Below are 25,074 nucleotides of genomic sequence, written 5' to 3'. Positions count from 1 at the left end.
TCTACATGGCGGTAATTTCTTACAATCTCCATAGGCTCTGGAGTGCAGGGATGCTATAACTTGCAACTTGCGTTAAACTACTTTGAACTCATATATGAGAAGGTAGAACCCGAGGTTCAGGATATTCTTGACCAGATTATAAGAACGCAGAAAAGGATACTGGGTAAGCTCTTTGGAGTGTTCTACACCGTTGACCCCCTAATGGCTGAGGCTATACTGACCATAAAGCCTGAAAGGTTTGAATTTCTAAAATCTCTTGCAGTAAAGGAGACAGTGAGAGGAAAGGAGTTTAACCTCTACTCCAACCTTGCCGCATGGAACATAGTAAAAGACAGGATAGTTTCCCGCTTCCCAGAGGTAAGCTACGAGGAAATAGAAGAGTTCAAGGGGAAAAGGTCAGACTTTGTTAAACTGCTGATGCAGAGAACAGGAAAGTCTGAAGAGATTGTGGAAAGAGGTCTTGAAGAATGTGGATGGCTGAAGAGTGAAGAAATACCACCCTTCCTGAGACAGATTGGACCCTAAGCTGTTAAAATTTTTGTTTATGCTTGCGGAGCTGATTAACAGAAACAACACAAAGATACTCATGGTTGTGCTTGATGGCCTTGGTGGTCTTCCCGTAAAGGAGGGGAAAACAGAGCTTGAGCTCGCCAGAACACCCAATCTGGATGCCCTTGCAAAGAGGTCAGCCCTTGGCATGCATGTCCCTGTTGACCATGGCATAACTCCAGGAAGCGGTCCTGGACATCTTGGCATATTCGGATACAACCCCCTGAAATACCAGATTGGGAGGGGTATACTGGAAGCACTTGGTCTTGGTCTTGAGGTAAAGGACACGGACATTGCCATAAGGGGCAACTACGCCACGGTGGAAAGGATAGAAGGCAGGCTTCTGGTAAAAGACAGAAGGGCTGGAAGGATTCCCACAGAGGAGAACAGAAGGATAACTGACAGGCTCTCTAAAGAGATAAGGGAAGTGGATGGAGTAGAGGTATTTTTTGCACCGGGCATGGAGCACAGAGTTGCACTGCTCCTTAGATTTCCAGAGCCTCTTCCTGAGGGTAGCGATAGCATAAAGGATACTGACCCACAGAAGGAGGGACTTGAACCCATAGAGCCTTATGGACAGACGGAGGCATCCGAAAGGGTCGCAAAGGTTGTGAGGGAGCTTTTAAGGAGAATTGAAAGTGTTCTTGCAGATGAGCCGAAGGCAAACTACATGCTCCTGCGTGGCTTTTCTCAGAAGCCAAAGATGGAGAGCTTTGAGGAGAGGTTTGGCTTAAAAGCCTGTGCCGTTGCAGTCTATCCCATGTATAAGGGTCTTGCAAGCCTTGTGGGTATGGAGCTTGTTGACTTTGAAGGACAGTCTATAAGGGACGAAATCATGGCAGTAAAAGATGTATGGGAAGACTATGACTTTTTCTTTCTTCACATAAAGAAGACGGACTCTTACGGAGAGGATGGAAACTACGAGGGAAAGATTAAGGTTCTTGAGGAGTTTGACAGGCATGTCCCGGATATACTTGAGCTTAAGCCAGATGTGCTCTTTATAACTGGAGACCATTCTACTCCCTCTGTGCTGAAAGGTCACTCTTGGCACCCTGTTCCTGTGCTTCTACACTCACCCTATGTGCTTGGGGGCACTTCTGAGAGGTTTACCGAAAGGGAATGTTTAAAGGGTGAGCTTGGCATCTTACCCGCAGAAAAACTCATAAACCTTATGCTGGCTCACTCCCTCAGGCTTGCTAAGTTTGGAGCATGAGATAAATTCTTAAACATGAGAACGCATGCAGAAGTTTATGATAGAATCCTTGAAGGAGAAAGACTTACACAGGAAGAAGCTCTCAGTCTTTTTGAAGAAGAGCTTTCAACCCTTGGCTTCCTTGCCAGTGAGGTTAGAAAAAGGCTCCATCCTGAAAACATAGTCACCTTTGTTATAGACAGGAACGTCAACTACACCAACGTGTGCGTTGCTGGGTGCAAGTTCTGCGCCTTCCAGAGGAAGGTGGGCTCTCCAGAAGGCTATGTGCTCCCCAAGGAAGAAGTGCTTAGAAAAGTGCAGGAGCTCATAGAATGGGGCGGGACAACCCTTCTAATGCAGGGCGGTCTAAACCCAGACCTTCCGCTTAGCTACTATGAGGACCTGATAAGCTCCATAAAGGAAAGGTTTCCGCAGGTGCAGGTGCACTCCTTCTCCGCTCCAGAGATAGTATATCTGGCAAGGATAGAGAAGCTCAGTATAAGGGAAGTGCTCAGAAGGCTAAAGGCTGCAGGGCTTGATTCTCTGCCTGGAGGTGGTGCAGAGATACTGTCTCAGGAGGTAAGAAGCTTTCTGAGCCCAGGAAAATGCACTGTTGAAGAGTGGGAAACTGTCCACAGGACTGCTCACGAACTTGGAATGACCTCCACTGCCACCATGATGTTCGGACATGTGGAAAAGCCGGAGCACATTGTGGAGCACTTGGAGAGGGTAAGAAGACTGCAGGACCAGACGGGAGGTTTTACAGCCTTCATACCATGGACCTTTAAAAAGGGCAAAACCCAGCTGGATATGGTGGAAGAGGCACCATCCACCTACTACCTTAAGGTGCTTTCCATATCAAGGCTTTATCTGGATAACTTTAAGAACATCCAGAGCTCTCACGTGACCCAGACCATGCAGATAGGAACTCTGGGACTTCACTTTGGTGCCAACGACCTTGGAAGTGTGATGATAGAGGAGAACGTCATATCTTCCACATCCTACAGAGTAAACATTCCAAAGGTGGAAGACATGGTCTATGCCATAAGGTCTGCAGGATTTACTCCGGCCCAGCGAGATACATATTACAGGATAATGAGGGTCTTTGATTCTTAAAGTCAGTAAAGATTTTTAGGGGTATAGTATGGCAGTAAAAGGTGGAAAAAGAGTAATCAAGAAATCGGAGAAGCGAAGAGTCCCAGAGGTCTTGATATACGAAATGAAAAGGGGCAAGCCCATATACTACCGCGATTATCAGAAAGTTCTGTCTGGGGAAAAAACTCCGGAGGAGGTTATGGGAAGCAGTAAGATTCAGTGGTTCATCCTTTACCTGATCTATTCGTATTTAGTGCAAAAACTCGACAGGAATAGGTATATTATAGCAACCAATGAAGCTGGCTTTAAAACCACAAAAGGAAGCTGGCGTAATCTTGACATAGCCATCTTTGAAAAGGAAAAGCTCCTCAGAGAAGGCATAGACCACAGATACACCGCAGTTGCCCCAGAGGTAGTTATAGAAATAGACACAAAGGCTGACCTGACAAAGTATGGAGACTTCATGAACTACTGCAGGGAAAAAACTCAGGAACTGCTGGACGCAGGTGTAAAAAAGGTCATATGGTATACCACCTTTGATAAAAAGGTAATGATAGCAGAAGAGGGCAAAAAATGGTTCATTACAGGCTGGGATGAAGAGGTTGAGATAATAGAGGATATAAAAATAAACCTGCAAAATTTACTTGAGGAGGAGATAGAAGGTTAAATCCTAAAAACTTTGCCAGAAAGCCAGATTATAATAAAAGTCGTATGTTTTGCAGGATAAAAAGTGGAGGAGTTCTGGGAATAGACGGCTATGAGGTGGACGTGGAGGTAGACATATCAAATGGACTGCCTCAGTTTTCCATAGTTGGTCTTGCTGACAAAGCGATAAATGAGGCAAGAGACAGGGTCAGGTCCGCACTCAAAAACACCGGATTTCAACTTCCCGTAAAAAGGATAACGGTAAATCTCTCTCCATCGCATCTTAAAAAACAGGGAACTCTTTATGACCTGCCCATAGCTCTTGGTATATTAAAACTTTCCACTGGCATAGATTTCCCTGAAGACTGGGTGATTTTCGGTGAGCTCTCTCTTGATGGGAAGATAAATCCCGTTAAGGGGGCCCTACCCATAGTGCTATCTCTCAGGAATCTTGGCTACAGACGCTTTATAGTTCCCTCCGGTAATGCGAGGGAAGCGGGTCTTGTGGAAGGGGTAGAAGCATATGGATTTGGAAGCCTGAAAGAGGTTGTAGATTTTCTTACGGGCAATATGGATGCAGAGCCTGTAAAGGTGGATGTGGAAGAGCTCTTCAATTCTGGAGAAGTCTTTGAGGTAGACTTTAGCGAAGTATACGGACAGCACCAGGCAAAGAGAGCCATGGAAATCGCCGCGGCGGGTTTTCACCCAGTCGCTCTTGTTGGTCCCCCAGGAGCTGGAAAGAGTATGCTGGCAAAGAGACTAATAACCATAATGCCGCCTCTGACCTTTGAAGAAGCTGTAGAGATAACCCACATATACAGCGTGGCCGGTCTTCTTGATGAGGATAAACCTCTTATCACAAAGAGACCCTTCAGAAACCCCCTGACAAACGCATCCGACTCAGCCCTTGTTGGTGGTGGCACAGTGCCACAGCCTGGAGAGATTTCTCTTGCCCACAGGGGAGTTCTTTTTCTTGATGAGTTTCCAGAATTCAGCAGAAAGGCAATAGAAGCTCTCAGGCAACCTCTTGAAGATGGAAGAGTAACTGTGTCAAGAGTGGGCGGCAGAATAACATTCCCGGCTGAGTTTTTGCTGGTAGTGGCCATGAACCCATGCCCATGTGGAAACTATGGAAACCCATATAAGGCCTGTGTGTGCTCGCCAGTGCAGTTAAAGGCTTACCAGTCAAGAATATCAGGTCCCATAATAGATAGGATAGACCTCAAAGTATGGATAAACCCAGTAGAGAGAGAAGATTTACTTAAAATGAGCTCTGAAGAAAGTTCTGCACAGATAAGGGAAAGGGTCATAAAAGCCATTGAAATACAGAGAGAGAGGTTTAAAGACAGTAAAACAAAATACAACTCACGCATGACAAACCAAGAGGTGAAAAAACACTGCATAATGACTCAGGAAGCCCAATCCCTTCTAAAAGGTGCAGTGGAAAGGCTCAATCTCACCGGCAGAGGCTATATGAAAACACTCAAGGTGGCAAGAACCATAGCAGACCTCGAAGGAGAAGAGAAAATCGCCAGCCATCACCTTGCAGAAGCCCTTCAGTTCAGGATGAAGGAAAGGTCACCGATAATATGATTTAAATCATAAAAGAATTTCACACCCTGTTTGTAAATATGGGTTTTTCCATAATTTTAAAAACCCGAATTTCACAGGGAATTTCACACCCAGGGGCAGAATTTCACATCTGATAAATATCATATTCCTAAGTTTGGGTTTTTCCATGCTTTCCAAAAAGGAATTTCACAGGTTTTACACACCATATAGGGGAGAATTTCACACCCATAGACGGAATTTCACGCCCTGTTCCTAAGTATACCTTTTTACAGACTTTTTTAAAGCGCGGAAAATTAATAAAATGACGGAAAAGCCCACACTTAGGTCAAGGGGGTGTGAAATTGTGAAATTCTCTTAGAAGCATTGATACTCAACGATTTCGTTAACATAGAAAATCAAGGAAAATCAAGGATTTGAAAGGGGGTGTGAAATTCCCTTTTCGGAAGTGCTTGATTTTCAAGGATTTCAGAAAGGGGTGTGAAATTTGAGGGGGTCTATTATTATTACTATTAATAAAAAAATAAATAAAGAAGAAAAATATAGGGTGTGAAATTTTCACACCCCCTGTGAAATTTCTTCTGTGCTTATAAGCCTTTCATATCTCAGGTCTTTCAGAAGCTGATAGTCCTTTTTAATGTCTCTTCCTGCTCTGGTTAGATAACCACCAACCATCATGGCGTTTGTCATCAAAACCGCCATGCCATGAAAGTCTCTCAGGTTTTGCTCCCTTCCTCCACAAAGCCTGAGCTCAGCCTTTGGGTTAGTAAACCTGAACATGGCTATTATTTTCAGAGCTTCTATGGGCGTTACCCCGGGAGCGTTCTGGAGTGGTGTTCCCTCTATGGGCATTAGGAAGTTCAGAGGTATGGAGTCCACCTCCAGCTCCCTGTAGGTGAGTGCAAGGTCAACTCTATCCTCATCACTCTCCCCCATGCCAAATATGCCACCACAGCATGTGGAAAGACCAAGGGACTTTATCCTTTTTATGGTTTCATAACGCTCCTTCCATGTGTGTGTAGTCACTATGCGTGGGAAGAACCCTTCAGATGCTTCAAGGTTATGGTTTACGCGTTTTACTCCGGCTTCTTTCAGTCTTTTGAGGGATTCTTCATCCAGAGTTCCTGCAGAAACGCACACCTTTATGGGAAGTCCCTCCTTCTTTATTTCTCTCACACCCTCACATATCTTTTCTACTTCTTCTTTTGTTGCCGACCTTCCGCTAAGAACCACGCAGTATCTGTTTGCACCAAACTCCACTCCTCTGTATGCACCTTCCAGTATTTCTTCTTTTGGGACAAGGTTGTATATGTTTATAGGGGTTCTGTAGAACTTTGACTGGGCGCAGAATTTACAATCTTCTGAACAGGCGCCGCTCTTGGCGTTTATTATAGAACAGAATTCTATCCTGTCTGGGCTGTGAAACTTATTTTTCACTTTCTGCGCCAGGTAAACCATCAACGCTATGTATTCATCGGGAATGTTGAGAAGTTTTAGGGCAGTTCCCCTATCTATGGGTTCATATGCAGCTGCTTTCTCTGCTACTTCAAAAAGAAAACTTTCCACCCTATCCATGCAGGCCTCCTTACAGACTTTTGAGTTTATTAAATATATATCTCCTGTGTAAGTTCGCCCTGATAATTTAGGCGGTCAAGTATAGCCTTGCCTCTCATGGATGCTACAGGAATTTCAAAAACCTTTTTTGAGGAGTAAACTTTTATTAAATCCTCTGTAACCTCTATACCCTCAGGAGGCCTGCCCTCTTCTGATACTATTATGTTCTTGTATGACAAATCTTCCTTGCTGTAAAACTTCATAGGTTTTAACTTATACTCCCTATCCTTATATGGGATGATGGGTTTTGGTGATGAGGGTCAGGTTCAGAGTGGCGGTTTATGATAAACAGGGAAACAGAGTAAATAAGGAGGACCTTGTGCTGTCATCTGGCTCACTCTACAGGGGGCTGAGGTATGTTACTGAGTTCAAGTATCTTGAGGCTACCAAGTGGCTCATGCTTGCAGAAGACTGTCAGGAAAAATACCTGCTTCTCGGACTTCTCAACATATCCCTTGGACAGACATATCAGGGGCTTGAATTTCTGCAGGAGGCTATGAGGCATACAAAGACCACACAGTATGTTTTTGCAGTGGAAAAGCCAGAGGAAGGTCTGAGGTTTTTCATTGAAAAGCCAGAAGCCTCCTTGCCTGATTTTCTATTATCCTTGTAAAAGCAGCTGGAAGGTCCTTCAGGTTTTTTATCCTTATTCCAGTTCCTTCAAAATAGTAGTCTGTGTAATTCCTTTCCTGTCCAACTCCTATACCTATAAGGGGAAGCCTTGTCTTTATGTGCGCTATGAAGTTTTTCAATTCCTGACCCTTCAATCCCCTTGTGGGTTCTCCGTCAGAGAAGACAATAATACAGCCTTTCATTCTGTTTTTCATTGAAAAGGTCTGTATATCATCATAAGAATACAGAAGGGCCTTCTCAAGGTTCGTCCCGCCACCAAGCAAATTAAAGAGTTCAACAATCTTCCACTTTACGCTCCTGTAGTCTTCAGAGAACTCCTTTAGCCTGAATACCCTATCAGAAAAGACATCTATGGAAAAGGGCATCTTCAGGCTTTTTATAACCTCAGAAAAGAGCATGAGAGCCTTCAGAGCATTATCTATTTTTTCCTCCCTCTTCATTGAGGAGGATATATCTATGAGGAGTTTAAAGGCAAGCTCCTTTCTTACTGGATGATGTCTTCTCATATACATTTTGCCTCTTCCAAGGGGCGCCTCAATATTCAGGCTTTTGTTGTCAATTTTTCTGCCATAGAAGTGCTTTCCAGCCCAGCCCTCTTCCTCCTGCGGCATGAGCCTGATTAGTTTTCTTTTCAGAGCTTCCACATGTGGTAGGATTTCAGAGAGCATTCTCCTGTATACTCTGAACTCTTCTCTGTTAAGACCATAGGCCTTTTCGTAGAGCCTGTCCTCCTCTGTTTTTTCTTTTTGACTTCTTCCAAAGCCAGATTGGGAGGAAGAGGAGGATTGCTCTTCCCAACCTTTTATAACAAAGCTCAGAAAGCCCCTGTGTTCTATATCTACTTCAAGTGTCTTTGGCAAAAAGTGTCTTATGAACTCCACATCCCTCTCTATCATGTCTATGTAGGACATCTGTTTCAGATAGTCCTTCATCCAGTCTGGGACATTTTTCAGGCTTTTCAGTATCTCTTTTCTATCTACTTCCGGTATATCAACAGCATTCTTTTCTCTGTATTGCATTATAAGTTCCTGCAAATGTTCCGGGAGTTTTTTGAGCAGGTCCGTCATTATCCTGCCTCTGTGGGCGTCCTTTCTTACCTTTCCCCTTGCCTCCTCCAGCAGGAGGTCTATGTAGTTTATCTCCTGTGCCTTTTCTATGTATGACATATACTTTCCGAAGAGGTCTTCCATTATTGCATCATACGCGTCCCTGCTTTTTAAACTCAGGTATTCCTGAAGGAATTTTTGAATTTCTTTCTGATATGCTTCCTCTCCCAGCCAGTTTTTCAATACAGACAGGGCAAATAGGTGATGAGGGTAGTAGGTTTTTACATCCTTGAGTATTGTCTGATAGCGTTTTTTCAATGTATATTCACTGTCTAGATGACTTTTTATCAACCTTTCGTCCGTTTTTATAGATTCCAGCACTGCATAAAGGACAAGAAAGGAGGTGGGCGTAAAGCCGAACTTGTAGAACTCTCTCTGACCAAGCCTCCAGAAATAAAGGTCTGTGCTGAAAAGATACTCTATCTCATGCCTTATGGTGTTTATCACATCTTCCTCTGTCCTGCCAGAAAGCTCCTGAAGGTAAAAAACTATACCCGAGGGTCTTTTTACAGGCTCTGGCACATCCTCCATTTCCCCCTTTGCCCACATCTCTGTGAGCGGGAGAAATTTAGGGTCATAGCCAGCACCCCATCCCTCGTAGCTTGCCTGAACCTCTATATGGTATTCTTCAGAAAGAAGCCTTTCTATTACCTTCCAGCGTTCCTTCACTTTTCTCCTATGACCATTATGGCTCCTGGTCTCTTTATGCGTGGTGCCACTATTTCCATCACTCTGAAGTGATGAACCATGTTTGTGGATTCCACGTAGGCAAGGCTAAAGTCCAGTCCCACAACCAGGTCCATATTCTGCGGTCCTGCCGATATAAGCAGGGCTTTACCCTCCGGCATTATGGGTGTATGATAGACGTCCGCCACAAGTTTCTTTATCTGTTCAAGCTCAAGCAGCCCTGTGTTGTGGTAAACTCTGTTTAACTTAAAGTAGTCTCTTGGATTGAGGAGAAGGTAGTAGGGTCCATAAAAGCCCTTCTCTGAAAGCTTTGAAACTCCCAGAGATACATCGTTGAAGGCGTTTCCAAGGGCATCCCAGTCGCTCATGGACATGCTCTGCCTTCCTTCAACTGTGAGAAAGCCGTCTATCTCCAGCTTCTGGTTCCCATGGATTATGAGAGTGTCCTCTGCCACAGCTGTTGCAAAGGCTGCTGCAGATGCCTGAGAAGTGTCAAGGGGCAGGTTGAACTGTCTGAAGTATTCAAGGTCTCTCCATGTTATGGAAAAGGGCTTGAATATGGTGGGAAGAGTTATGTGCTTTCTTCTGCCCGTTCTTACAGGTTCACAAACTTCGCTTTCTTCACCGGGTCTGACCTCGCATACACCAGGTTCAACCCCGAGGTAAACATCGTAGGATATTACCTGATGGCCCACACCTATGGGACCCACCACTGGCAAAAACCTTCTGCATACCAGGGTTTTCCTTGCCACATCCAGCACAGCACTTTCAAGCTGGTCCCACTCTTCAAAGCTGAGGGGTGACTGGTCTTTTCCCAAAAAGTCCATGCTTACACCTCCTGATTTAAATTATACGCCAGTATTCTTCAAAGGCTATCCATGTTCTGGGAATAGTCTCCCTGAGGTTATCCCAGCTTTTCATGTGTCTTTTTCTTTTCTCTGCAGCCCTCCACAGGCTGTGTTCAAAGACCTCCCTTGCCTCCTCTTCAAAATTTTCTGGATTGCCCTCAAAAAGGGCTCTGCCAGCCATATCCCCAGACACCACTGCGTTGGCTATTCCTCCCCCTGTTATAGGATGACAGAAACCTCCGGCATCGCCCACGAGCAGAACCCTACTTCTGACCGGCGGAAGTAGACCATCTGCGGGTATCCATCCCCCTGTTCTCTTTAACACATTCTTCTCCACTATACCATTTCCTGCAACTTCCTCCACAAACTTTCTCAGACTTTCCATTACATTCACACCATAGTCTGGGTCAACACCCACTCCTACGTTGGCAAGTTTTCCCTTTGGAAACACCCATCCATAACCCCCGGGTATGTATTCTCTGAAGTATATGAGAAGGTCTTCAACCGGCTCCTTCAATGGCATCGTTGCCTGTGCAGTTGTCAGAAAGCTTTCTGTCCTCTTACCAGTAAGCCTGGCCACCTTTGACCTGGGACCGTCCGCACCCACCACAAAGTCTGCTTTTACCTGAAACCTTTCCCTGCTGTCTATGTTTTCAAGCCATGCATGACCATCTTCAAAGCCAAGAAACTGGGTTCTGAGCATGTAGACTGCACCTTTACTCTGTGCAAGCTGGGCTATGTGATTGTCAAAGACTTCCCTGTTGAGGACAAATCCCTCAGACCACATGCTTACCACATCACCCCATGGAGTAAAGTGAACCATGTTTTTGACTTTCTGAGCGATGGCTTCCTGTGGAAAGAACTCTTTAAACTGGTGATAGAGCTGTATGGGAACAAATTCAGCACACTGCACAGGCTTTCCTATGCTTCTTTTTATGTCAACAACAAGAACCCTTTTACCCTTCTGTGCAAGCCTGTAGGCACACGCGGAGCCCGCAGGCCCACCTCCAACGATTAAAACATCAACCTTTATCATGCCTTTTGTTAAAGAGGCTTGATGGTTTGAAACCTATGCTGTGTCTTTCTTCCACATACATTTCAATGCCAGTTTTTGGGTTTTTTATAAACCTTCCACTCAGTCTTTTTATCTTAAAAATACCAAAACCCCTCAGTTCAAGCCTTCCCTTCTCAAGAACAAGCTCAACTATTTCATCAAAAAAGCTGTCAACGAAGAGTTTTGCCTCTTCTTTACTCAGACAAAACTCTCTTTTAAGGCTTTCTATCAGGTCTGTTCTTTTCATCCTTTTCCTCCACATAGAAGGTTCTTACCCGTGAATTTTTACTTGTTGCCACAGCTCTGTCCTCCTTTCTGTAATAGACTATCTCCTCCGCCTCTACAAAATTCTGCCCTTCTTCTACCTTTGCCTTTCCCTTAAGGGTTATCACCTCATCCCTCAGGTCGTAAACCATCCTCTCTGCAGAGCCTTTTCTGTTTCCTTCTGTGTATCTTGCGTTGCCCTCTGCTTCTATGAGTTTTGCCCTTCTGTTCTCGTCAAGGTAAATTATTACCCTGTTTGCGGTTAGGAGTGCGTTACCCCTGGTGAGTCTTACATTTCCAGAGTATATGACCTTATCCTTCTCATAGGTAAGGCTGTCAGCCTCACCCACTATTGGCTGTGCTGAAAGGAAGAAAGGCAAAAGGCTCAAAAGGATGACAAGCTTTTTCATTCCATGTTCACCTTTGCATTATTAATTATAACCCTCAGCGGTTTTAGGGTTATCTCAAACCCTTTACCTCTTATGATATTCCTTCCCTGCACAACTTCTATCTCTTCCTCTCCCCATATTCTGCCCTCTTTCAGATTTATGTATGCTGTTTGTGTCTTTGCATTCAGGTCTTTTGATTTGAGTTCTACACCTCCCATCAGCTTGCCCTCTCCAGTGGACCTGTCTATGTAAGCCTTACTGGACTTTATGTCCGCTTCTTCTGAAAAAAGTTCTGAATGGGAAAGTTTAACATCTTTGCCCACAACCTCCAGAGCCTCACCCCTTATGGTCCACTCAATCCCGGTCCTGCTGTAGGCTTTTATAGTTACACCCTCAAGAAGATTTACTATCTCCTCCCTTCCTCCAGCAAGCTTAAAGCTATCCACATACAACTTGAGAGTGTATGCCAGAACAATGATTAATAAACTCAGCAGTAGACTTCTAAGCATAGTAAATGCTAATGACCTCTTCCCACTGTCCCCTGAGCTTGAGAAGAAACTCTATGGCTTCCCTTACAGCACCATGCCCACCCTTTGAAAGGGTCACATAGAGTGCATGCTTTTTTATATCTTCCGGTGCATCTGGAACAACCATGGGAAATCCCACCCTTTTTAAAAGTGGGAGGTCCACATAATCATCTCCGAGAAAGGCAACATTTTCAGAACTCAGTGAAAGCCTTTCCATAATGTTCTCAAGAACTGGCAGTTTCTGATTAAAGCCCAGATGCACTTCTTCTATTTCCAGCTCCCTCATTCTGTTGATAAGCGCCCTGCTTTTCCTGCCGGATATTACACCCATTCTTATGCCTGCCTTCTGAGCCAGCTTTATACCAAGCCCGTCTCTTACATTGAAGACCTTTATCTCTTCACCCCTTGATGTGTAGTATAACCTTCCGTCCGTCAGGACGCCATCCACATCAAGGAGAAAAAGCCTTATTTTTGAGGCTCTCTCCTTCAGGTCCATTCTATGCCTGAGCGTAGCTTTCTTTTAGCTTCTTTATTCTCCACAGGGCCTTGCTGTCCTCGGGCGTAATAAGGCTGTATGCTTTTCCATAAGCACCTATTCTTCCAGTCCTTCCTATTCTGTGTATGTAGACCTCCGGGTCTTCTGGTATGTGGTAGTTTATCACGAGGCTTACGCCCTTTATGTCAAGTCCTCTTGAGGCAACATCAGTTGCCACAACTATCTTCACCTTACCCTCTCTGAAAAGCCTGAGAGAATTCTCCCTCTGTCTCTGTGTCATGTCTCCATGAAGGGAGACCACATTAAAGCCCTTTCTTTTGAGCTCTTCTGTTATTTCTTTTGCATCCTTTTTGGTTTTAACAAAGACTATAACCTTTTCAAGGATGTGTTCTCTGAGTATCTTCTCAAGCTCCGAAAGCTTCTGTCCTGAGGAACTAAGTTTTATAAGCCTTTCCTCTATCCTTGGCTTTAGCTCCTCCGTTATTACCTTTACGAACTTGTAGTCCTTTCTGAGATGCCTCTTTGCAAGCTCTTCCACTTCCCTCGGTATAGTTGCGGAAAACAGGAAAGTCTGTCTCTCTTTGGGTATCTGGGCTATTATCCACTCAATATCTTCTATAAAGCCCATATCAAGCATCCTATCTGCCTCGTCAAGCACAAAGTATTTGAGCGTATCAAAGTTAAAAAGACCTCTCATGGTAAGGTCCTTAATTCTGCCCGGAGTTCCCACCACTATGTTGGGGGTTATCTTCCATAGAAGTTCAAGGTCCTTCTGCACTGGTGTTCCACCGTAAAAACTGAAGACCTTTAGCCCCTTATACTTGGAAAGCTGATACAGCTGTTCCTTTACCTGAAGGGCGAGTTCCCTGGTTGGTGCCATTATCAGGGCTGTGGTTCCCTCTTCCTTCCTGCTTCCCTCGATTATAGGTATGCCAAAGGCGGCGGTCTTTCCTGTTCCTGTTGCTGCCTGACCCATTATGTCATAGCCTTTCAGGGCAAGCGGTATGGCCTCTTTCTGAATGGGTGTGGGTTTTTCAAAACCCATGTCCTTGAGTGCCTTACGCGTAAGCATACTTAGCTGTGAAAAGTCAAAGTCCATTTTTTTCCTCCTTTTTCTATCTATTTTTTAATTATATGCAACCCTCGTAAAATTACCAGCATAAGAAAATTCTAATTTTGAAATGTTAGAAGATATTCTTTGAAAATTTGTATGGATAGTCATTCACCCTTCCCTTATCTTATAAGCATACGTCTAAAAGGAGGTGTAAAAGATGGAGCTTACGAGGCGAAGTTTTCTTAAAATTGCAGGTGTATCAACGGGTGCTACCCTTGCTGGTGGCCTTGGCTTTGACCTCAAGCCTGCAATGGCAAGGGTGAGCGACCTAAAGATTTCCAGCGCAAAGGCTGTAAAGAGCATATGCCCCTACTGTTCTGTTTCCTGTGGAGTTATAGTCTACACACTAACAGATGGTGCAATGAACGTAAAGCCCAGAGTCATACATGTGGAGGGCAACCCTGATGATCCCGTCAATAGAGGAACTCTATGCCCCAAAGGTGCAACCCTCAAAGACTTCATAAACTCTCCCCAGAGGCTCAAAAAACCCCTCTATAGGCCGGCCGGTGCAAAGGAATGGAAGGAGATAAGCTGGGATGAGGCTCTTGATAGAATAGCAAAGTTGATAAAGGATACAAGGGACAGAACCTTTATAGAGAGGGACGAACAGGGTAGGCTCGTGAACAGATGTGAGAGCATAGCATGGGTTGAGGGCAGCACCATAGCCAACGAAGAAGGCTACCTCTGGGTAAAGATGGGCGTGGCCCTTGGACTTGTGGCAAGGGAAACCCAGGCGCGAATATGACACGCACCAACGGTGGCCAGTTTGGCCCCAAGGTTCGGAAGAGGTGCGATGACCAATGGATGGAATGACATTAAGAACGCAGACCTTATTCTGGTTATGGGAGGAAACCCTGCAGAAAACCATCCATGTGGCTTCAAGTGGGCCATAAAAGCCCGTCAAGAAAAAGGAACGAAGATTATATGCGTTGACCCCAGGTTCAACAGAACTGCGGCAGTATCCGACATATTCCTGCAGATTAGACCGGGTTCTGACATAGCCTTTATGGGTGGTCTTATAAACTACGTGCTTCAGAACAAAAAATACAACGAAGAGTATGTAAAACACTTTACAAACGCCGCCTACATTATCAAAGATACCTACGGCTTTGACCCACAGACAGGACTCTTCTCTGGCTACGACCCTGAGAAAAGAAAGTATGACCAGTCTCTCTGGGCTTATGAGCTTGATGAGAAGGGAATGGCAAAGAAGGATATGACCCTTGAGCATCCCAGATGCGTCTTCCAGCTTATGAAGGAGTTCTACTCAAGGTATACGCCCGAGGTTGTAGAAAAATTGACGGGTATTCCCAAGGACAAGTTCCTTGAAGTGGCAAAGCTTGTGGCAGAAACATCCGCTCCTGACAAAGCTATGACGCATCTCTATGCCCTTGGATGGACACACCACTCCACGGGAACTCAGCTGATAGGTTCCATGGCAATACTCCAGCTCCTTCTTGGGAACATAGGCGTTCCAGGGGGTGCCATAAATGCCCTTAGGGGACACGCCAACGTTCAGGGTATGACAGACCTTGCCGGAGAGGGAAGGTTTCTGCCGGGTTATCTCAGGCCTCCAAGGGCAGACCAGCAGACCCTCAAGGACCATATTGAGGCAAGCACTCCTAAAGCTGTGGATACTTCTATGAATTACTGGTCTAACTACGGAAAGTTCTATGTGAGCCTTCTGAAAGCATGGTTCGGAAATGCGGCAACACCAGAGAACGAGTTTGCTTACCACTACCTGCCAAAACTGGAAAAGGTTATATCAATGGATGAAATACTTGACAGGATGTACAGGGGCAAGATGGAGGGCTTTGTCTCCGTTGGTATGAACATACTTGCCAGCAACCCCAATGTCAGGAAGATAGCGGAAGGTCTTGCAAAGCTGAAGTGGATGGTGGTTGTTGAGGTTTTTGAAACAGAAATGGCAAGCTTCTGGAAGTATGTGGACGACCCCTCCAAGGTTCAGACAGAAGTTTTTCTTCTGCCATCTGCCCTCTTTGCAGAGAAGGAGGGTTCCTTTACCAACAGTGGAAGGGTTATAAAGTGGAAATACAAGGCGGCAGAACCACCCGGGGATGCAAAGGATGAGCTGTGGATTGCCGGTCAGCTCTGGATGAGGCTGAAAAACCTCTACCAGAAGGAAGGGGGTAAGTTCCCAGACCCAATTCTTAACCTCACCTGGAACTTCCAGAACCCCTACTATCCCACTGCGGAAGAGGTGCTCAGGGAGATGAACGGATATGCCCTTGAGGACATTACAGACGATAAGGGCAATGTGGTTGTAAAGAAGGGCGAGAGACTTCCTGGCTTTGCAGTCCTTAAGGATGATGGCACCACAGCCTGTGGCATGTGGCTGTATTCTGGTATATTCCCTCAGACAGGAAACAGGGCAAAGTCTACAGACCTGTCTGACCCCTCGGGGCTTGGTGTATATCCCGGCTACGGCTTCGCATGGCCGGCAAACAGAAGGATACTCTACAACAGAGCTTCTGCAGACCCTTCAGGCAAGCCATGGAGTGCCAAGAAGAAGTATCTATGGTGGAACGAGGCTGAAGGAAGGTGGGTAGGATACGATGTGCCGGATATAAAGCCAGACCTGCCTCCAGAATATGGACCCTTCATAATGCTACCAGAAGGAAGGGGAAGGCTCTTCTGCGCACCTCTTGTTGATGGGCCCTTCCCCGAACATTACGAGCCCTTTGAATCACCCGTTGAAAACATACTTCATCCGAAGACACCCTACAACCCCGTCGTGAAGATATACAAGTCAGACCTTGACCTTCTTGGAAAGCCTGACCAGTTCCCCTATGTGGCAACTACTTACAGGGTCGTGGAGCACTTCCATTACTGGACAAAGCACATATACGGCACATCAGCCCTGTTGCCAAATATGTTTGTTGAGATACCAGAGGAGCTCGCAAAGGAGCTTGGAATAAAGGAAGGGGACAGGGTAAGGGTCAGCACTGCGAGGGGCTCAGCAGAGGGCTACGCCCTGCCCACAAAGAGGATAAAGCCACTCCTTATAAACGGCAAAAAGGTTTATACGGTGGGCATACCCATACACTGGGGTAACGAGGGCGTTGTAAAAGGTGCCCTTGCCAACATGATAACACCTTTTGTCTGGGACCCCAACTCCCAGACGCCTGAGTTTAAGGGTTTCCTCTGCAAAGTTGAAAAGGTGAAAGCATAAGGAGGTGAAAACATGGCTACTGTAACGACTGATGGGACTGTAGGAATGGGGCTGAGGCGGGTCTCCGCCTCCAGAGCTCCAGACCAGAGCATAAAGAAGGCAGACCAGCTTGCCATACTTGTGGACATATCAAGCTGCATAGGCTGTAAGGGATGCGAGGCTGCGTGCTCCCAGTGGCACGACCTGAAGCCACCAATCCATACGGATGAGAAGCTCTTCACTGGCTATCAGTCTGGTCCAGGGCTTGCCCCAAATCTGTTCATGTTTATGAGATTTCAGGAAGAGGAGACTCCCAACGGTCTTGTGTGGGCAATTACCAAGTATCAGTGCATGCACTGTGCAGACCCTGGCTGTCTAAAAGCCTGCCCATCTCCGGGTGCTATAATCCAGTATTCAAACGGTATAGTGGACTTTGACCACTCCAAGTGTATAGGCTGTAAGTTCTGCCTTTCCGGATGCCCCTTTGATGTGCCCAGGTATGATGCCAACAACAAGCCCTGGAAGTGTAACTTCTGCGTTGACAGAGTCTCAGCAGGCCTTGAGCCTATGTGTGTAAAGACATGTCCTACCAATGCCCTCCACTTTGGAACAAAAGAAGAGATGCTCATCAGGGCAAATAAACTCCTTGAGGGGCTTAAGAAGAGAGGCTTTGAAAAAGCCTCCATCTACGACCCACCGGGTGTGGGCGGGACTGGATACATCTATCTTCTGCCCCACGGTGATAAGCCTGAAATGTATGGTCTTCCAAAGGAGGCAAGCATATCACCCCTGGTGAGCCTCTGGAAAGGTCCAGTAAAGCTCATAGGCTCAGTAATCCTATGGGGAACACTTCTGGGTGCCTTCCTGCAGCTCATACTCTTTGGACCCATAAAGGTGGGCAAAAAACATAAAAAGGAGGAATAGCCATGGAAGATGTGAAGAAGCTTGAAGAGATTGAGGTGGAAAGGTTCTCTGCCTTTGACAGGTTTATACACTGGCTTACCGCCATACCCTTCCTCTACCTCTTCCTCTCCGGCCTTGGTATGTATTCTCCCAAGTTTTCATGGCTCCTTCCCTTCCTTGGAGGAAGGGAGTTCTCCGCATGGCTTCACAAGTGGGCAGGTGTGGTCTTCGCCATAGGTGTTTTTCTCATGTTTTTAAAATGGGCAAAAGACTTCGTTCTTGATAGCGACGACATAAAGTGGCTCTCAAATGTCAAACATTATGTAAAAGGGGAAGAGGAAAAATTGCCAGAGGTTGGAAAATACAACGCAGGACAGAAGATTTTTGGCTGGATGGTTTTTATAGGTGGTGCTGTGTTTCTGATAACAGGCATTATCATGTGGTTCCCAGAGAGTTTTTCCATAAGTCTGGTAAGGCTATCTATCCTTCTACACACAGTTGCCTTCATACTTGTCGGCGCTGGCTTCATAGTGCATGTTTATATGGGCACGGTGGGTGTCCCTGGCTCACTATCCAGCATGATAACCGGTAAGGTATCTGCCCTCTGGGCTGCGTCGCACCACCCAAAATGGTTCAGGCAAATCATGGGGAGGCTATAGCATGAAAGGGCTTTTTCTGGCAGGATTAGGAGGCTTTTGCCTCCTTTATTTTTATGTGGAGTCATAAAATGAACATCTTCAAGCAGAGAGAGAAAGAATACGCCCTTGAAAGACTGAAGTTTTTAAAATCCAGATACTCTGAGGCTTCAGAGCTTCTTGACTTTTACCAGCACATTCTTGAGTATCAGAGGGAGGTCTATGAGTCTCTTGATGGGAAAGAACCCAACTGGCGCAGGGGCATGAAGTGGTTTTACAGACTACTGGACATGTGCATAAAGTATGGAACACCCCAGATTTCTGAGAGAGCAGTAGATATGAAGCAGATGGAAAGGGACAGGGTTGGCAACATGATAGATAAATTCCTCAAGGAAAAGAAGGCAGAAGATATTGACAGGTTCTTATTCCTTTCCTTTCTGAACCCCTTCTATGAACGCATTGCAGAAAGTATGGATATTGACAGGGAAAACTGGCTAAAGACAAAGTGCCCTGTGTGCGGTTTCAGACCGCATTTATCCTACATAGCAGACAGGGAAGAGGTGGAGGGGGGCAGGTTTCTCATATGTGTTCTCTGCGGGACCGACTGGCTTTACAACAGAAACAGGTGCGTAAACTGTGGCAATGAAGATGACAACAGTATGGACTATTACTACAGCGAGGAAAACAGAGCGGTTCAGCTCCAGTGCTGCCATGAGTGTGGTCACTATATGAAGCTTATAGACATGCGTATTGACGGCTTTGCTGTTCCAAATGTGGACGATATAGCCACGCTTGCCCTGGACCTCTGGGCAAGGGAGAGGGGTTTTGTGAGGTTTGAAAGAAACTTATTTGGTTTATGATTAGCAGGAGAATTCTCCTCAGCTTCTTTTTTTCTATACCCCTTATAGGCAGGACAAGGGCTATGGATATTGAAGTTCTCGGTTGCACTATAAAGACCGACAGGCTTTACAGGATAGATGAGGAAAGGATGCTTTTCCAATGGGTAAAGGATGAGGGCTCAGGAATCTACTCTGTTGGCTTTATGCAGTTGCTTTCTTCTCTGGTTTACCCCCTCTATGCCATAAGGATAAAGCCTGCAGGCACAGTGGTTGAGCTGGACGGAAACCTTGCAGTGGTTGAATCCGGGAAGAGGGTATCCACCTTTCCCAGCCCCATAAGCGGTAGGATAGTGGAGGCCAACAAGAGCCTTGAGAAAGAGCCATCCCTTATAGTGAGCAGGCCATACGAAAGCTGGATTGTGAGGATAAGGGCTGAGCGTCTCGAGGAGCTGAAAAGATTGAAGACGGCAAGTGACATAGTGGAGCCTGTGAAGCGTATAATAGTCAGGGAAAAGATAGAATGTCTGCCCAAAAAGTAGGGAGAGTTTGATGCGCTGGTGCGGTCCCGGGACTTCAAATCCCGTGAGGGGTCCTGCGAGGGGTCCCTGGAGGGTTCGATTCCCTCACTCTCCCGGTTATAATTTTAACCATGAGGGTTGCAGACTACGTATCACAGGGGCTTAAAAATCTAGTAGAAGAGCCACCCGAAGGTTACCAGACACTCGGGAAGTGCACCTCGGGCTGTCACTCTGTCACCTTCTTTATAAGAGGCACTCCAGACAGCGTGAAAGACATAAGGGTAAAGGCTACCAGAAGGTGCAAGAAGCTCCTTGCAGTGGTGGACTTTGTGGCTGAGAAGATTAGGGAGAGGGGGAAGGTCTACCTTGATGAAGGGGAAGTTTTGAGTTTCTTCTCTGAAGAGAAGGAGCAGGATAAACTCAAAGATAGACTGAGTATAGTAAGGTCTGCCCTCGGGCTCTGAAGAATATATAATTAACCCTATGGAGAAGGTTTCAGTAAGGGTTAACGGCAAAGAGCTTTTTATAGATAAGGGAACGCCCCTGGGTGATGTTTTTAAGACCCTTGGCATTGAAAATGCTGTGGGTGGAAAATCTGGCTCAAGGCTTGTAGACCTTCTGACTCCCATAAGGGAGAGTATGGAGATAACACCCATCTTTAAAGAAGACCCTGAGAGCCTCCATATAATGAGGCATACCCTTTCGCACATAATGGCTCAGGCTCTCAAGGAGCTTTATGGCTACGACAGGGTTCATTTAGGCGTTGGACCCACAACGGAAGAGGGATTTTACTACGATGTGGAAATAGAAGGGCACACCCTGAGCTCAGAGGACCTCCCAAAGATTGAGGAGAAGATGAGGGAGATAATCGCAAAAAACTATCCCCTTTTCAGAAAGGAGCTCCAGAGGGAAGAATCCATAAGGCTCTTCTCAGAAATGAAGGAAAAATACAAACTGGAGATAATAGACAGGATAGACCCGCAGGAAACCATATCTGTCTACGGTCAGGATGGCTTTACAGACCTCTGTAGAGGACCACATGTGCCCTCAACGGGCATGGTGGGGGAGTTCAAGCTCACCCATGTGGCAGGAGCCTACTGGATGGGGGATTCCTCCAGACCCATGCTCCAGAGGATATACGGCATAGCCTTCTGGGACAAAAAGGAGCTTGAGGAAAGGCTGAGGTTCTACGAAGAAGCCAGAAGAAGAGACCACAGAAGGCTTGGCAAAGAGCTTGAGCTTTTTCTTATAGAGGATGAGGTGGGTGCCGGGCTTGTCATATGGCTTCCAAAGGGTGCAATACTGAGGAAGACCCTTGAGGACTACTGGAAAGAAGAGCACATAAAGAGAGGATATCAGCTCGTATACACACCCCATGTGGGAAACGCAAGGCTCTGGCAGACAAGCGGACACCTTGATTACTACAGACCAAACATGTTTTCCCCCATGGACATAGAGCACGAGGAGTATTTTGTAAAGCCCATGAACTGCCCCTTCCACATAGCCGTATACAAGAGCAAGGTCAGGAGCTACAGAGAACTGCCTCTCAAACTGGCAGAGCTGGGCACCGTATACAGGTATGAGATGTCAGGGGTGCTCCACGGACTCATGAGGGTCAGAGGTTTTACTCAGGATGACGCCCACATTATATGCACTCCTGAGCAGGTGGAGGATGTGATTCACGAGACCCTTGACTTTGCAGTGGGAATGCTCAGGGACTTTGGCTTTGAAGACTTCAAGGTATACATATCCACAAAGCCTTCCGATGCCATAGGCTCCCCAGAGCAGTGGGAGCTGGCAGAAGGAGCTCTCAGAAAGGCTGTAGAAAAGGTGGGGCTTCCCTACGAGGTGGACGAGGGCGGCGGAGCCTTTTACGGACCAAAGATTGATGTAAAAATAAGGGATGCTATAGGCAGGCTCTGGCAGTGTTCCACCATACAGTTTGACTTTAACCTCCCGGAACGCTTTGACATGGAATACGTAGGACCCGACAACAGAAGGCACCGGCCCTACATGGTTCACAGAGCCATCTTTGGCTCCATAGAGAGGTTCGTGGGAGTTCTTCTTGAACACTATGCAGGACTGCTGCCCCTCTGGCTCTCACCAGTGCAGGTAAGGGTAATACCCATATCCCCTGAAAAGCATGGAGACTATGCAAGAGAGGTGGAAAATCTCCTGAAAGAGCATGGTATAAGAGTTGAAACAGACCTCAGGGATGAGAGGCTTAACGCACGCATAAGGGATGCGGAGCTTCAGAAAGTGCCCTATGTGGTGGTTCTTGGAGACAAAGAGCTGGAAAGCAGAAGCATCTCGGTGCGAGGTAAAAGAGAGGGAAATCTCGGCTCCATGCCTCCAGAGAGTTTCCTCCATATGCTTCTTCAAAAGGTTAAAAATAGGGAGTAATGTTTGGAAGGGTTGCAGTTCATATATGGCAAGAAGATTATGACTACCTTTTGTATGTGAGGTCAATTCTATCAAAAGCCAAAATAAAGCCTCACTTTCTACTGGTGGAAGAGGAGAACCTTTTTGGGGACCTTATGAACTTCTTTTCAAAGCCCTCAGAGGAAAGAGAGAATGCCTTGAGGAAGTTTGTGGGCGAGCTTTTTCAGGATTACGAACTTCACACCCTTCCCGGCGCTGCTGATAACACACTGGAACACCTTCAGGATAGCTACGACCTCCTGTTTGTAAAATACAGAAGACAGCTTTTTAGAAGGTCAATACCAGAATGGATAATATCCGGCACCGACAGCCTGAAGCTCTGGGTCTACAGGGAAGGTGCAAGGGCAGACATAAAAAAGGTTTGCCTCCCTGTAGACTTTTCAGAAAGGTCCCTAAGGCAGGTGGAGTTTGTCTTTGAGCTAAAGGAGCTCTTCCCCTTTGACTTTGACCTCCTTTATTCCATCAACATTGTCAGATTAAAGAATAAGCTGGACAGTGGGGATTACATGAAGAGCCTTGAGGACAAAAGAGAAGAGGCAAGGCACATGTTTACCGATATGTTCGGTGAAAAGGAGATGAACTTAATACTTCTTGAGGGGGACCCCTACAGGGATATGGTAAGGTTCATAAACTCCAGCGACTATGACCTGGTAGTTGTGGGAAGAAGAGGAAGAGGTATGAGAGAGAGAATAGGCAGTGTTTCCCTACATCTAATAAGGAGTCTAAAATGTCCCGTGGTTGTCCTGTGAGTAGTCTTGCAAGGGTATTCCTTGCCCCACTGTGCCCACCAGTTAAAAGAGCCTTCAGGAGTCTTTTCCGCATAGAAGTCTTCGGATTTGAAAATATACCATCAGAGGCCTGCATAGTGGCCAGCAACCACAGAAGCCACCTTGACCCACCAGTGCTTAACAGCGTATTCCCGGAGCCTCTCAGATTCCTTGCAAAGGAAGAGCTCTTCAGAGTGCCGGTCCTTGGAAAGCTACTTCCTCACATGGGTGCTTTGCCTGTCAGACGAGGCTCTGGAGACATTGAAGTGCTTGAGCTAGCCCTTGAGCTCATGCACTCCGGCTGTAAGGTGTGCATATTTCCAGAGGGAACGAGGGCAAAGCCTGGTGAATTTCTGAAGCCTAAACTGGGTATTGGTCTTCTGGCTGTCAAAAGCCAGAAACAGGTCCTTCCTGTTTACATTGAAGGCACGGATATGGTTTTTCCAAGGGGAGCAAAGTTTCCAAAACCTGGACATCCCATTAGAGTCTTCATAGGAAAAGGCAGAGTATACCACGAAGAGGACAGTCTCAGGGGTTACAGGAGAGTGGCAGAGGATATAATGGAAAGCATAAAGGAGCTTGCCCGTGCCAAAGATAGTGAGCATAGTAGGACACCATAACGCCGGAAAAACCACACTCATAGAAGCTCTCATCCCCCGGTTGCAGGCAATGGGTTTAAGAGTTGGTTATCTCAAGCACGACCCTAAGGGACATGGCATCACAGATAAGGAAGGCAGCGACACCCACAGAATCTTCAGGCTCACAGAGAAGGTTGGGCTCCTTTCTCCAGAAAAGCTTACCCTCTGGGAGAAGGTATATGATAACCCTCTTGAGGTGGTGGAAAAATACTTCTCAGATTTTGACCTTGTAATTCTGGAGGGATGGAAGGGTCTGGAGGGCATAAAGAGGGTTGTTCTAGGAGGGCTTGAGCTTGAGGGATTTAGGGTCATGGGGCTTGAAAACCTGCAGAAGGTGATAGATTATATACTGGAGGAGTGATATGTTTGTTCTGTTCATTCTTATCACACTTCTGCTCTCTATAGCACATGCCAGGGAGGTTCCCTTTACCCTTGAAGACAGGGAAATGCTCAGGAGCATTTACATTCGTATGGAAAAACTTGAAACAAAGGTAGAGGTTGCTTTTAATCAGATTGACAAAAGATTTGAGCAGGTGGACAAAAAGATAGACATGTTACTTACCTACATGGGTATCATGGCTGGTGCCTTTGTAAGAATTACAGCAGCCACCATAGGCTTTGCCATATGGGATAGGAGAAGTATGATAAAGCCCTTTGAGGACAAGAGCAAGGAGATTGAAAAAAGATTTGAAAAGGGTGAAGAAATGGACAGGAAGTTCTTGGAGGCTTTGAAAACACCTACTCAGAAGGACAGAGAGCTGGCTGAACTTTTGAAAAGGTATAACATGTTATAGAAGGAGGCTGTTATGGTCTGCATAACCCATCTTGAGCTGTGTCCATACTGCAAAAGGATAGCCCTCAAGGTCTGTGAATATGACGAGCCCTATCCAAGGGTGGAGGCAGAATGTCAGTGTTGTGGCTACAGGGCTTACGATGTGCCCATGAGACTCACTCAGGAGGATTTCAAAAACATGCTGGACAGGCTGGGAAGAAAGCTCATTGGGGAAATATGCATAGATGACCGGTGCGGTTCTACAAAGGTTATAAGGCTCATAAAGGAAGGAAGCTATGCTGAATACAGATGTCTTGATTGTGGCTCCGAATGGAACAGCGATGAGGTGCAGAGGTCAATAGACAGGGTAAAGGCTGTGCAGGCAGGTCTCAGAAACGGGAACAGGCTGATGGAGCTTCTCAGGGCTGGAGAAGGAGAGTGTCCTCTCTGTGGCTGGGATATAGGTCACATGCATGTGGGATATGCCGTATCCATTGAATGCTTTGTGTGTGGCTATCATACAGACACAAGGGAAGTGACTCCTCAGGTTGACCTTTCAACCCTTGAATGCCCTGAGTATGAGAGGTCGGAGGAAACGGGTTGAGG

The 25,074-nt window shown here is 46.2% G+C and carries 28 protein-coding genes and 1 tRNA gene; 19 read left to right on the top strand and 10 right to left on the bottom strand.

The window, feature by feature from the left end; translation table 11 throughout:
- The first annotated feature begins 60 nt into the window (after positions 1-60).
- Genes WHS43_09035 through WHS43_09015 form a run of 5 tightly spaced genes read left to right on the top strand, consistent with a single transcriptional unit; the run spans position 61 to position 5,074 of the window.
- Complete coding sequence (locus tag WHS43_09035) at positions 61-525, top strand: hypothetical protein (GenBank protein ID MEJ5339780.1); 465 nt, start codon at positions 61-63, stop codon at positions 523-525.
- 19 nt (positions 526-544) lie between these two features.
- Positions 545-1,762 carry a 2,3-bisphosphoglycerate-independent phosphoglycerate mutase gene (locus WHS43_09030; GenBank protein MEJ5339779.1) on the top strand — a complete coding sequence of 406 codons (1,218 nt, stop codon included), beginning with the start codon at positions 545-547 and terminating at the stop codon, positions 1,760-1,762.
- Between the two features lie 15 nt (positions 1,763-1,777).
- Complete coding sequence (mqnC, locus tag WHS43_09025; GenBank protein ID MEJ5339778.1) at positions 1,778-2,857, top strand: cyclic dehypoxanthinyl futalosine synthase; 1,080 nt, start codon at positions 1,778-1,780, stop codon at positions 2,855-2,857.
- Between the two features lie 28 nt (positions 2,858-2,885).
- Positions 2,886-3,503, top strand: coding sequence for a Uma2 family endonuclease (locus tag WHS43_09020; GenBank protein MEJ5339777.1), 618 nt, complete (start codon positions 2,886-2,888; stop codon positions 3,501-3,503).
- A 44-nt stretch (positions 3,504-3,547) separates the two neighbouring features.
- Positions 3,548-5,074 (top strand): YifB family Mg chelatase-like AAA ATPase, encoded by a 1,527-nt coding sequence (locus WHS43_09015; protein MEJ5339776.1) that lies wholly within the window; start codon positions 3,548-3,550, stop codon positions 5,072-5,074.
- A 534-nt stretch (positions 5,075-5,608) separates the two neighbouring features.
- Here the strand turns inward: WHS43_09015 and bioB are convergent.
- Together bioB and WHS43_09005 are read right to left on the bottom strand one after the other, a co-directional pair.
- The gene (gene bioB, locus WHS43_09010) at positions 5,609-6,625 is read right to left on the bottom strand and encodes a biotin synthase BioB (protein ID MEJ5339775.1); all 1,017 of its coding nucleotides are present in this window, start codon (positions 6,623-6,625) and stop codon (positions 5,609-5,611) included.
- Positions 6,626-6,654: 29 nt separating this feature from the next.
- On the bottom strand, positions 6,655-6,867 hold the full coding sequence (locus tag WHS43_09005) for a pantothenate kinase (GenBank protein MEJ5339774.1): 213 nt from the start codon (positions 6,865-6,867) through the stop codon (positions 6,655-6,657).
- A 50-nt stretch (positions 6,868-6,917) separates the two neighbouring features.
- On the opposite strand from WHS43_09005, the gene WHS43_09000 reads away from it, so the two are divergent.
- Complete coding sequence (locus tag WHS43_09000) at positions 6,918-7,277, top strand: hypothetical protein (protein ID MEJ5339773.1); 360 nt, start codon at positions 6,918-6,920, stop codon at positions 7,275-7,277.
- Here WHS43_09000 and WHS43_08995 read toward each other — a convergent pair.
- Genes WHS43_08995 through WHS43_08960 form a run of 8 tightly spaced genes read right to left on the bottom strand, consistent with a single transcriptional unit; the run spans position 7,228 to position 13,767 of the window.
- Entirely contained in the window at positions 7,228-9,072 is a 1,845-nt protein-coding gene (locus WHS43_08995) for a vWA domain-containing protein (protein ID MEJ5339772.1), read from the bottom strand. The genes WHS43_09000 and WHS43_08995 overlap by 50 nt on opposite strands.
- Positions 9,069-9,917 (bottom strand): family 1 encapsulin nanocompartment shell protein, encoded by an 849-nt coding sequence (locus WHS43_08990; GenBank protein ID MEJ5339771.1) that lies wholly within the window; start codon positions 9,915-9,917, stop codon positions 9,069-9,071. Before WHS43_08990 ends, WHS43_08995 begins: the two co-directional genes overlap by 4 nt.
- A gap of 16 nt (positions 9,918-9,933) precedes the next feature.
- Positions 9,934-10,974 (bottom strand): NAD(P)/FAD-dependent oxidoreductase, encoded by a 1,041-nt coding sequence (locus tag WHS43_08985; protein ID MEJ5339770.1) that lies wholly within the window; start codon positions 10,972-10,974, stop codon positions 9,934-9,936.
- The gene (locus WHS43_08980; GenBank protein MEJ5339769.1) at positions 10,961-11,239 is read right to left on the bottom strand and encodes an HU family DNA-binding protein; all 279 of its coding nucleotides are present in this window, start codon (positions 11,237-11,239) and stop codon (positions 10,961-10,963) included. The genes WHS43_08985 and WHS43_08980 overlap by 14 nt, the downstream gene beginning before the upstream one ends.
- The gene (gene lptA / locus WHS43_08975) at positions 11,208-11,666 is read right to left on the bottom strand and encodes a lipopolysaccharide transport periplasmic protein LptA (GenBank protein ID MEJ5339768.1); all 459 of its coding nucleotides are present in this window, start codon (positions 11,664-11,666) and stop codon (positions 11,208-11,210) included. Before lptA ends, WHS43_08980 begins: the two co-directional genes overlap by 32 nt.
- Entirely contained in the window at positions 11,663-12,154 is a 492-nt protein-coding gene (locus tag WHS43_08970; GenBank protein MEJ5339767.1) for a hypothetical protein, read from the bottom strand. The genes lptA and WHS43_08970 overlap by 4 nt, the downstream gene beginning before the upstream one ends.
- Positions 12,147-12,668, bottom strand: a complete 522-nt coding sequence (locus tag WHS43_08965) for an HAD-IIIA family hydrolase (protein MEJ5339766.1) — start codon at positions 12,666-12,668, stop codon at positions 12,147-12,149. The genes WHS43_08970 and WHS43_08965 overlap by 8 nt, the downstream gene beginning before the upstream one ends.
- Before the next feature lies 1 nt (position 12,669).
- Positions 12,670-13,767, bottom strand: a complete 1,098-nt coding sequence (locus WHS43_08960) for a DEAD/DEAH box helicase (GenBank protein ID MEJ5339765.1) — start codon at positions 13,765-13,767, stop codon at positions 12,670-12,672.
- A 172-nt stretch (positions 13,768-13,939) separates the two neighbouring features.
- Here WHS43_08960 and fdnG point away from each other — a divergent pair, with 172 nt between their 5' ends.
- The 13 genes from fdnG to WHS43_08895 all read left to right on the top strand — a co-directional run bounded on the left by fdnG (position 13,940) and on the right by WHS43_08895 (position 25,072).
- On the top strand, positions 13,940-16,975 hold the full coding sequence (gene fdnG / locus WHS43_08955; GenBank protein ID MEJ5339764.1) for a formate dehydrogenase-N subunit alpha: 3,036 nt from the start codon (positions 13,940-13,942) through the stop codon (positions 16,973-16,975).
- A 12-nt stretch (positions 16,976-16,987) separates the two neighbouring features.
- Positions 16,988-17,878, top strand: a complete 891-nt coding sequence (gene fdxH / locus WHS43_08950; GenBank protein ID MEJ5339763.1) for a formate dehydrogenase subunit beta — start codon at positions 16,988-16,990, stop codon at positions 17,876-17,878.
- 2 nt (positions 17,879-17,880) lie between these two features.
- Positions 17,881-18,516 (top strand): formate dehydrogenase subunit gamma, encoded by a 636-nt coding sequence (locus WHS43_08945; protein MEJ5339762.1) that lies wholly within the window; start codon positions 17,881-17,883, stop codon positions 18,514-18,516.
- A 68-nt stretch (positions 18,517-18,584) separates the two neighbouring features.
- Positions 18,585-19,352, top strand: a complete 768-nt coding sequence (locus tag WHS43_08940; protein ID MEJ5339761.1) for a formate dehydrogenase accessory protein FdhE — start codon at positions 18,585-18,587, stop codon at positions 19,350-19,352.
- Positions 19,349-19,870, top strand: a complete 522-nt coding sequence (locus WHS43_08935; GenBank protein ID MEJ5339760.1) for a glycine cleavage system protein H — start codon at positions 19,349-19,351, stop codon at positions 19,868-19,870. The genes WHS43_08940 and WHS43_08935 overlap by 4 nt, the downstream gene beginning before the upstream one ends.
- A tRNA-Sec gene (locus WHS43_08930) sits at positions 19,870-19,965 on the top strand. The genes WHS43_08935 and WHS43_08930 overlap by 1 nt, the downstream gene beginning before the upstream one ends.
- Before the next feature lie 15 nt (positions 19,966-19,980).
- The gene (locus WHS43_08925; protein ID MEJ5339759.1) at positions 19,981-20,313 is read left to right on the top strand and encodes a nicotinate phosphoribosyltransferase; all 333 of its coding nucleotides are present in this window, start codon (positions 19,981-19,983) and stop codon (positions 20,311-20,313) included.
- A gap of 19 nt (positions 20,314-20,332) precedes the next feature.
- Positions 20,333-22,252, top strand: coding sequence for a threonine--tRNA ligase (thrS, locus tag WHS43_08920; protein ID MEJ5339758.1), 1,920 nt, complete (start codon positions 20,333-20,335; stop codon positions 22,250-22,252).
- Positions 22,252-23,040, top strand: coding sequence for a universal stress protein (locus WHS43_08915; protein ID MEJ5339757.1), 789 nt, complete (start codon positions 22,252-22,254; stop codon positions 23,038-23,040). The genes thrS and WHS43_08915 overlap by 1 nt, the downstream gene beginning before the upstream one ends.
- Entirely contained in the window at positions 23,037-23,678 is a 642-nt protein-coding gene (locus WHS43_08910; GenBank protein MEJ5339756.1) for a lysophospholipid acyltransferase family protein, read from the top strand. The genes WHS43_08915 and WHS43_08910 overlap by 4 nt, the downstream gene beginning before the upstream one ends.
- A complete protein-coding gene (locus tag WHS43_08905; GenBank protein MEJ5339755.1) occupies positions 23,644-24,057 on the top strand; it encodes a molybdopterin-guanine dinucleotide biosynthesis protein B in 414 nt (137 codons plus the stop codon). The genes WHS43_08910 and WHS43_08905 overlap by 35 nt, the downstream gene beginning before the upstream one ends.
- A gap of 1 nt (position 24,058) precedes the next feature.
- Positions 24,059-24,490 carry a hypothetical protein gene (locus WHS43_08900; GenBank protein MEJ5339754.1) on the top strand — a complete coding sequence of 144 codons (432 nt, stop codon included), beginning with the start codon at positions 24,059-24,061 and terminating at the stop codon, positions 24,488-24,490.
- 12 nt (positions 24,491-24,502) lie between these two features.
- Entirely contained in the window at positions 24,503-25,072 is a 570-nt protein-coding gene (locus tag WHS43_08895) for a hypothetical protein (GenBank protein ID MEJ5339753.1), read from the top strand.
- The last annotated feature ends 2 nt before the right edge of the window (positions 25,073-25,074 follow it).

It is taken from the genome of Aquificaceae bacterium (assembly GCA_037481935.1).
Classification (GTDB): Bacteria; Aquificota; Aquificia; order Aquificales; family Aquificaceae; genus Pampinifervens.
This window is presented reverse-complemented; position numbering and strand designations above follow the sequence as displayed.

Bases quoted from the DNA above. Each gene is read 5' to 3' on its own strand.
- WHS43_09030 (MEJ5339779.1), top strand. From the start codon at position 545: ATGCTTGCGGAGCTGATTAACAGAAACAACACAAAGATACTCATGGTT.
- WHS43_08960 (MEJ5339765.1), bottom strand. From the start codon at position 13,767: ATGGACTTTGACTTTTCACAGCTAAGTATGCTTACGCGTAAGGCACTC.
- WHS43_08925 (MEJ5339759.1), top strand. From the start codon at position 19,981: ATGAGGGTTGCAGACTACGTATCACAGGGGCTTAAAAATCTAGTAGAA.
- lptA (MEJ5339768.1), bottom strand. From the start codon at position 11,666: ATGAAAAAGCTTGTCATCCTTTTGAGCCTTTTGCCTTTCTTCCTTTCA.
- WHS43_09020 (MEJ5339777.1), top strand. From the start codon at position 2,886: ATGGCAGTAAAAGGTGGAAAAAGAGTAATCAAGAAATCGGAGAAGCGA.
- fdxH (MEJ5339763.1), top strand. From the start codon at position 16,988: ATGGCTACTGTAACGACTGATGGGACTGTAGGAATGGGGCTGAGGCGG.
- thrS (MEJ5339758.1), top strand. From the start codon at position 20,333: ATGGAGAAGGTTTCAGTAAGGGTTAACGGCAAAGAGCTTTTTATAGAT.
- mqnC (MEJ5339778.1), top strand. From the start codon at position 1,778: ATGAGAACGCATGCAGAAGTTTATGATAGAATCCTTGAAGGAGAAAGA.
- WHS43_08900 (MEJ5339754.1), top strand. From the start codon at position 24,059: ATGTTTGTTCTGTTCATTCTTATCACACTTCTGCTCTCTATAGCACAT.
- WHS43_09000 (MEJ5339773.1), top strand. From the start codon at position 6,918: ATGAGGGTCAGGTTCAGAGTGGCGGTTTATGATAAACAGGGAAACAGA.
- WHS43_08980 (MEJ5339769.1), bottom strand. From the start codon at position 11,239: ATGAAAAGAACAGACCTGATAGAAAGCCTTAAAAGAGAGTTTTGTCTG.
- WHS43_08985 (MEJ5339770.1), bottom strand. From the start codon at position 10,974: ATGATAAAGGTTGATGTTTTAATCGTTGGAGGTGGGCCTGCGGGCTCC.
- WHS43_08895 (MEJ5339753.1), top strand. From the start codon at position 24,503: ATGGTCTGCATAACCCATCTTGAGCTGTGTCCATACTGCAAAAGGATA.
- WHS43_08940 (MEJ5339761.1), top strand. From the start codon at position 18,585: ATGAACATCTTCAAGCAGAGAGAGAAAGAATACGCCCTTGAAAGACTG.
- WHS43_08915 (MEJ5339757.1), top strand. From the start codon at position 22,252: ATGTTTGGAAGGGTTGCAGTTCATATATGGCAAGAAGATTATGACTAC.
- bioB (MEJ5339775.1), bottom strand. From the start codon at position 6,625: ATGGATAGGGTGGAAAGTTTTCTTTTTGAAGTAGCAGAGAAAGCAGCT.
- WHS43_08970 (MEJ5339767.1), bottom strand. From the start codon at position 12,154: ATGCTTAGAAGTCTACTGCTGAGTTTATTAATCATTGTTCTGGCATAC.
- WHS43_08965 (MEJ5339766.1), bottom strand. From the start codon at position 12,668: ATGGACCTGAAGGAGAGAGCCTCAAAAATAAGGCTTTTTCTCCTTGAT.
- WHS43_08990 (MEJ5339771.1), bottom strand. From the start codon at position 9,917: ATGGACTTTTTGGGAAAAGACCAGTCACCCCTCAGCTTTGAAGAGTGG.
- WHS43_09015 (MEJ5339776.1), top strand. From the start codon at position 3,548: ATGTTTTGCAGGATAAAAAGTGGAGGAGTTCTGGGAATAGACGGCTAT.
- WHS43_08945 (MEJ5339762.1), top strand. From the start codon at position 17,881: ATGGAAGATGTGAAGAAGCTTGAAGAGATTGAGGTGGAAAGGTTCTCT.
- WHS43_09005 (MEJ5339774.1), bottom strand. From the start codon at position 6,867: ATGAAGTTTTACAGCAAGGAAGATTTGTCATACAAGAACATAATAGTA.
- WHS43_08935 (MEJ5339760.1), top strand. From the start codon at position 19,349: ATGATTAGCAGGAGAATTCTCCTCAGCTTCTTTTTTTCTATACCCCTT.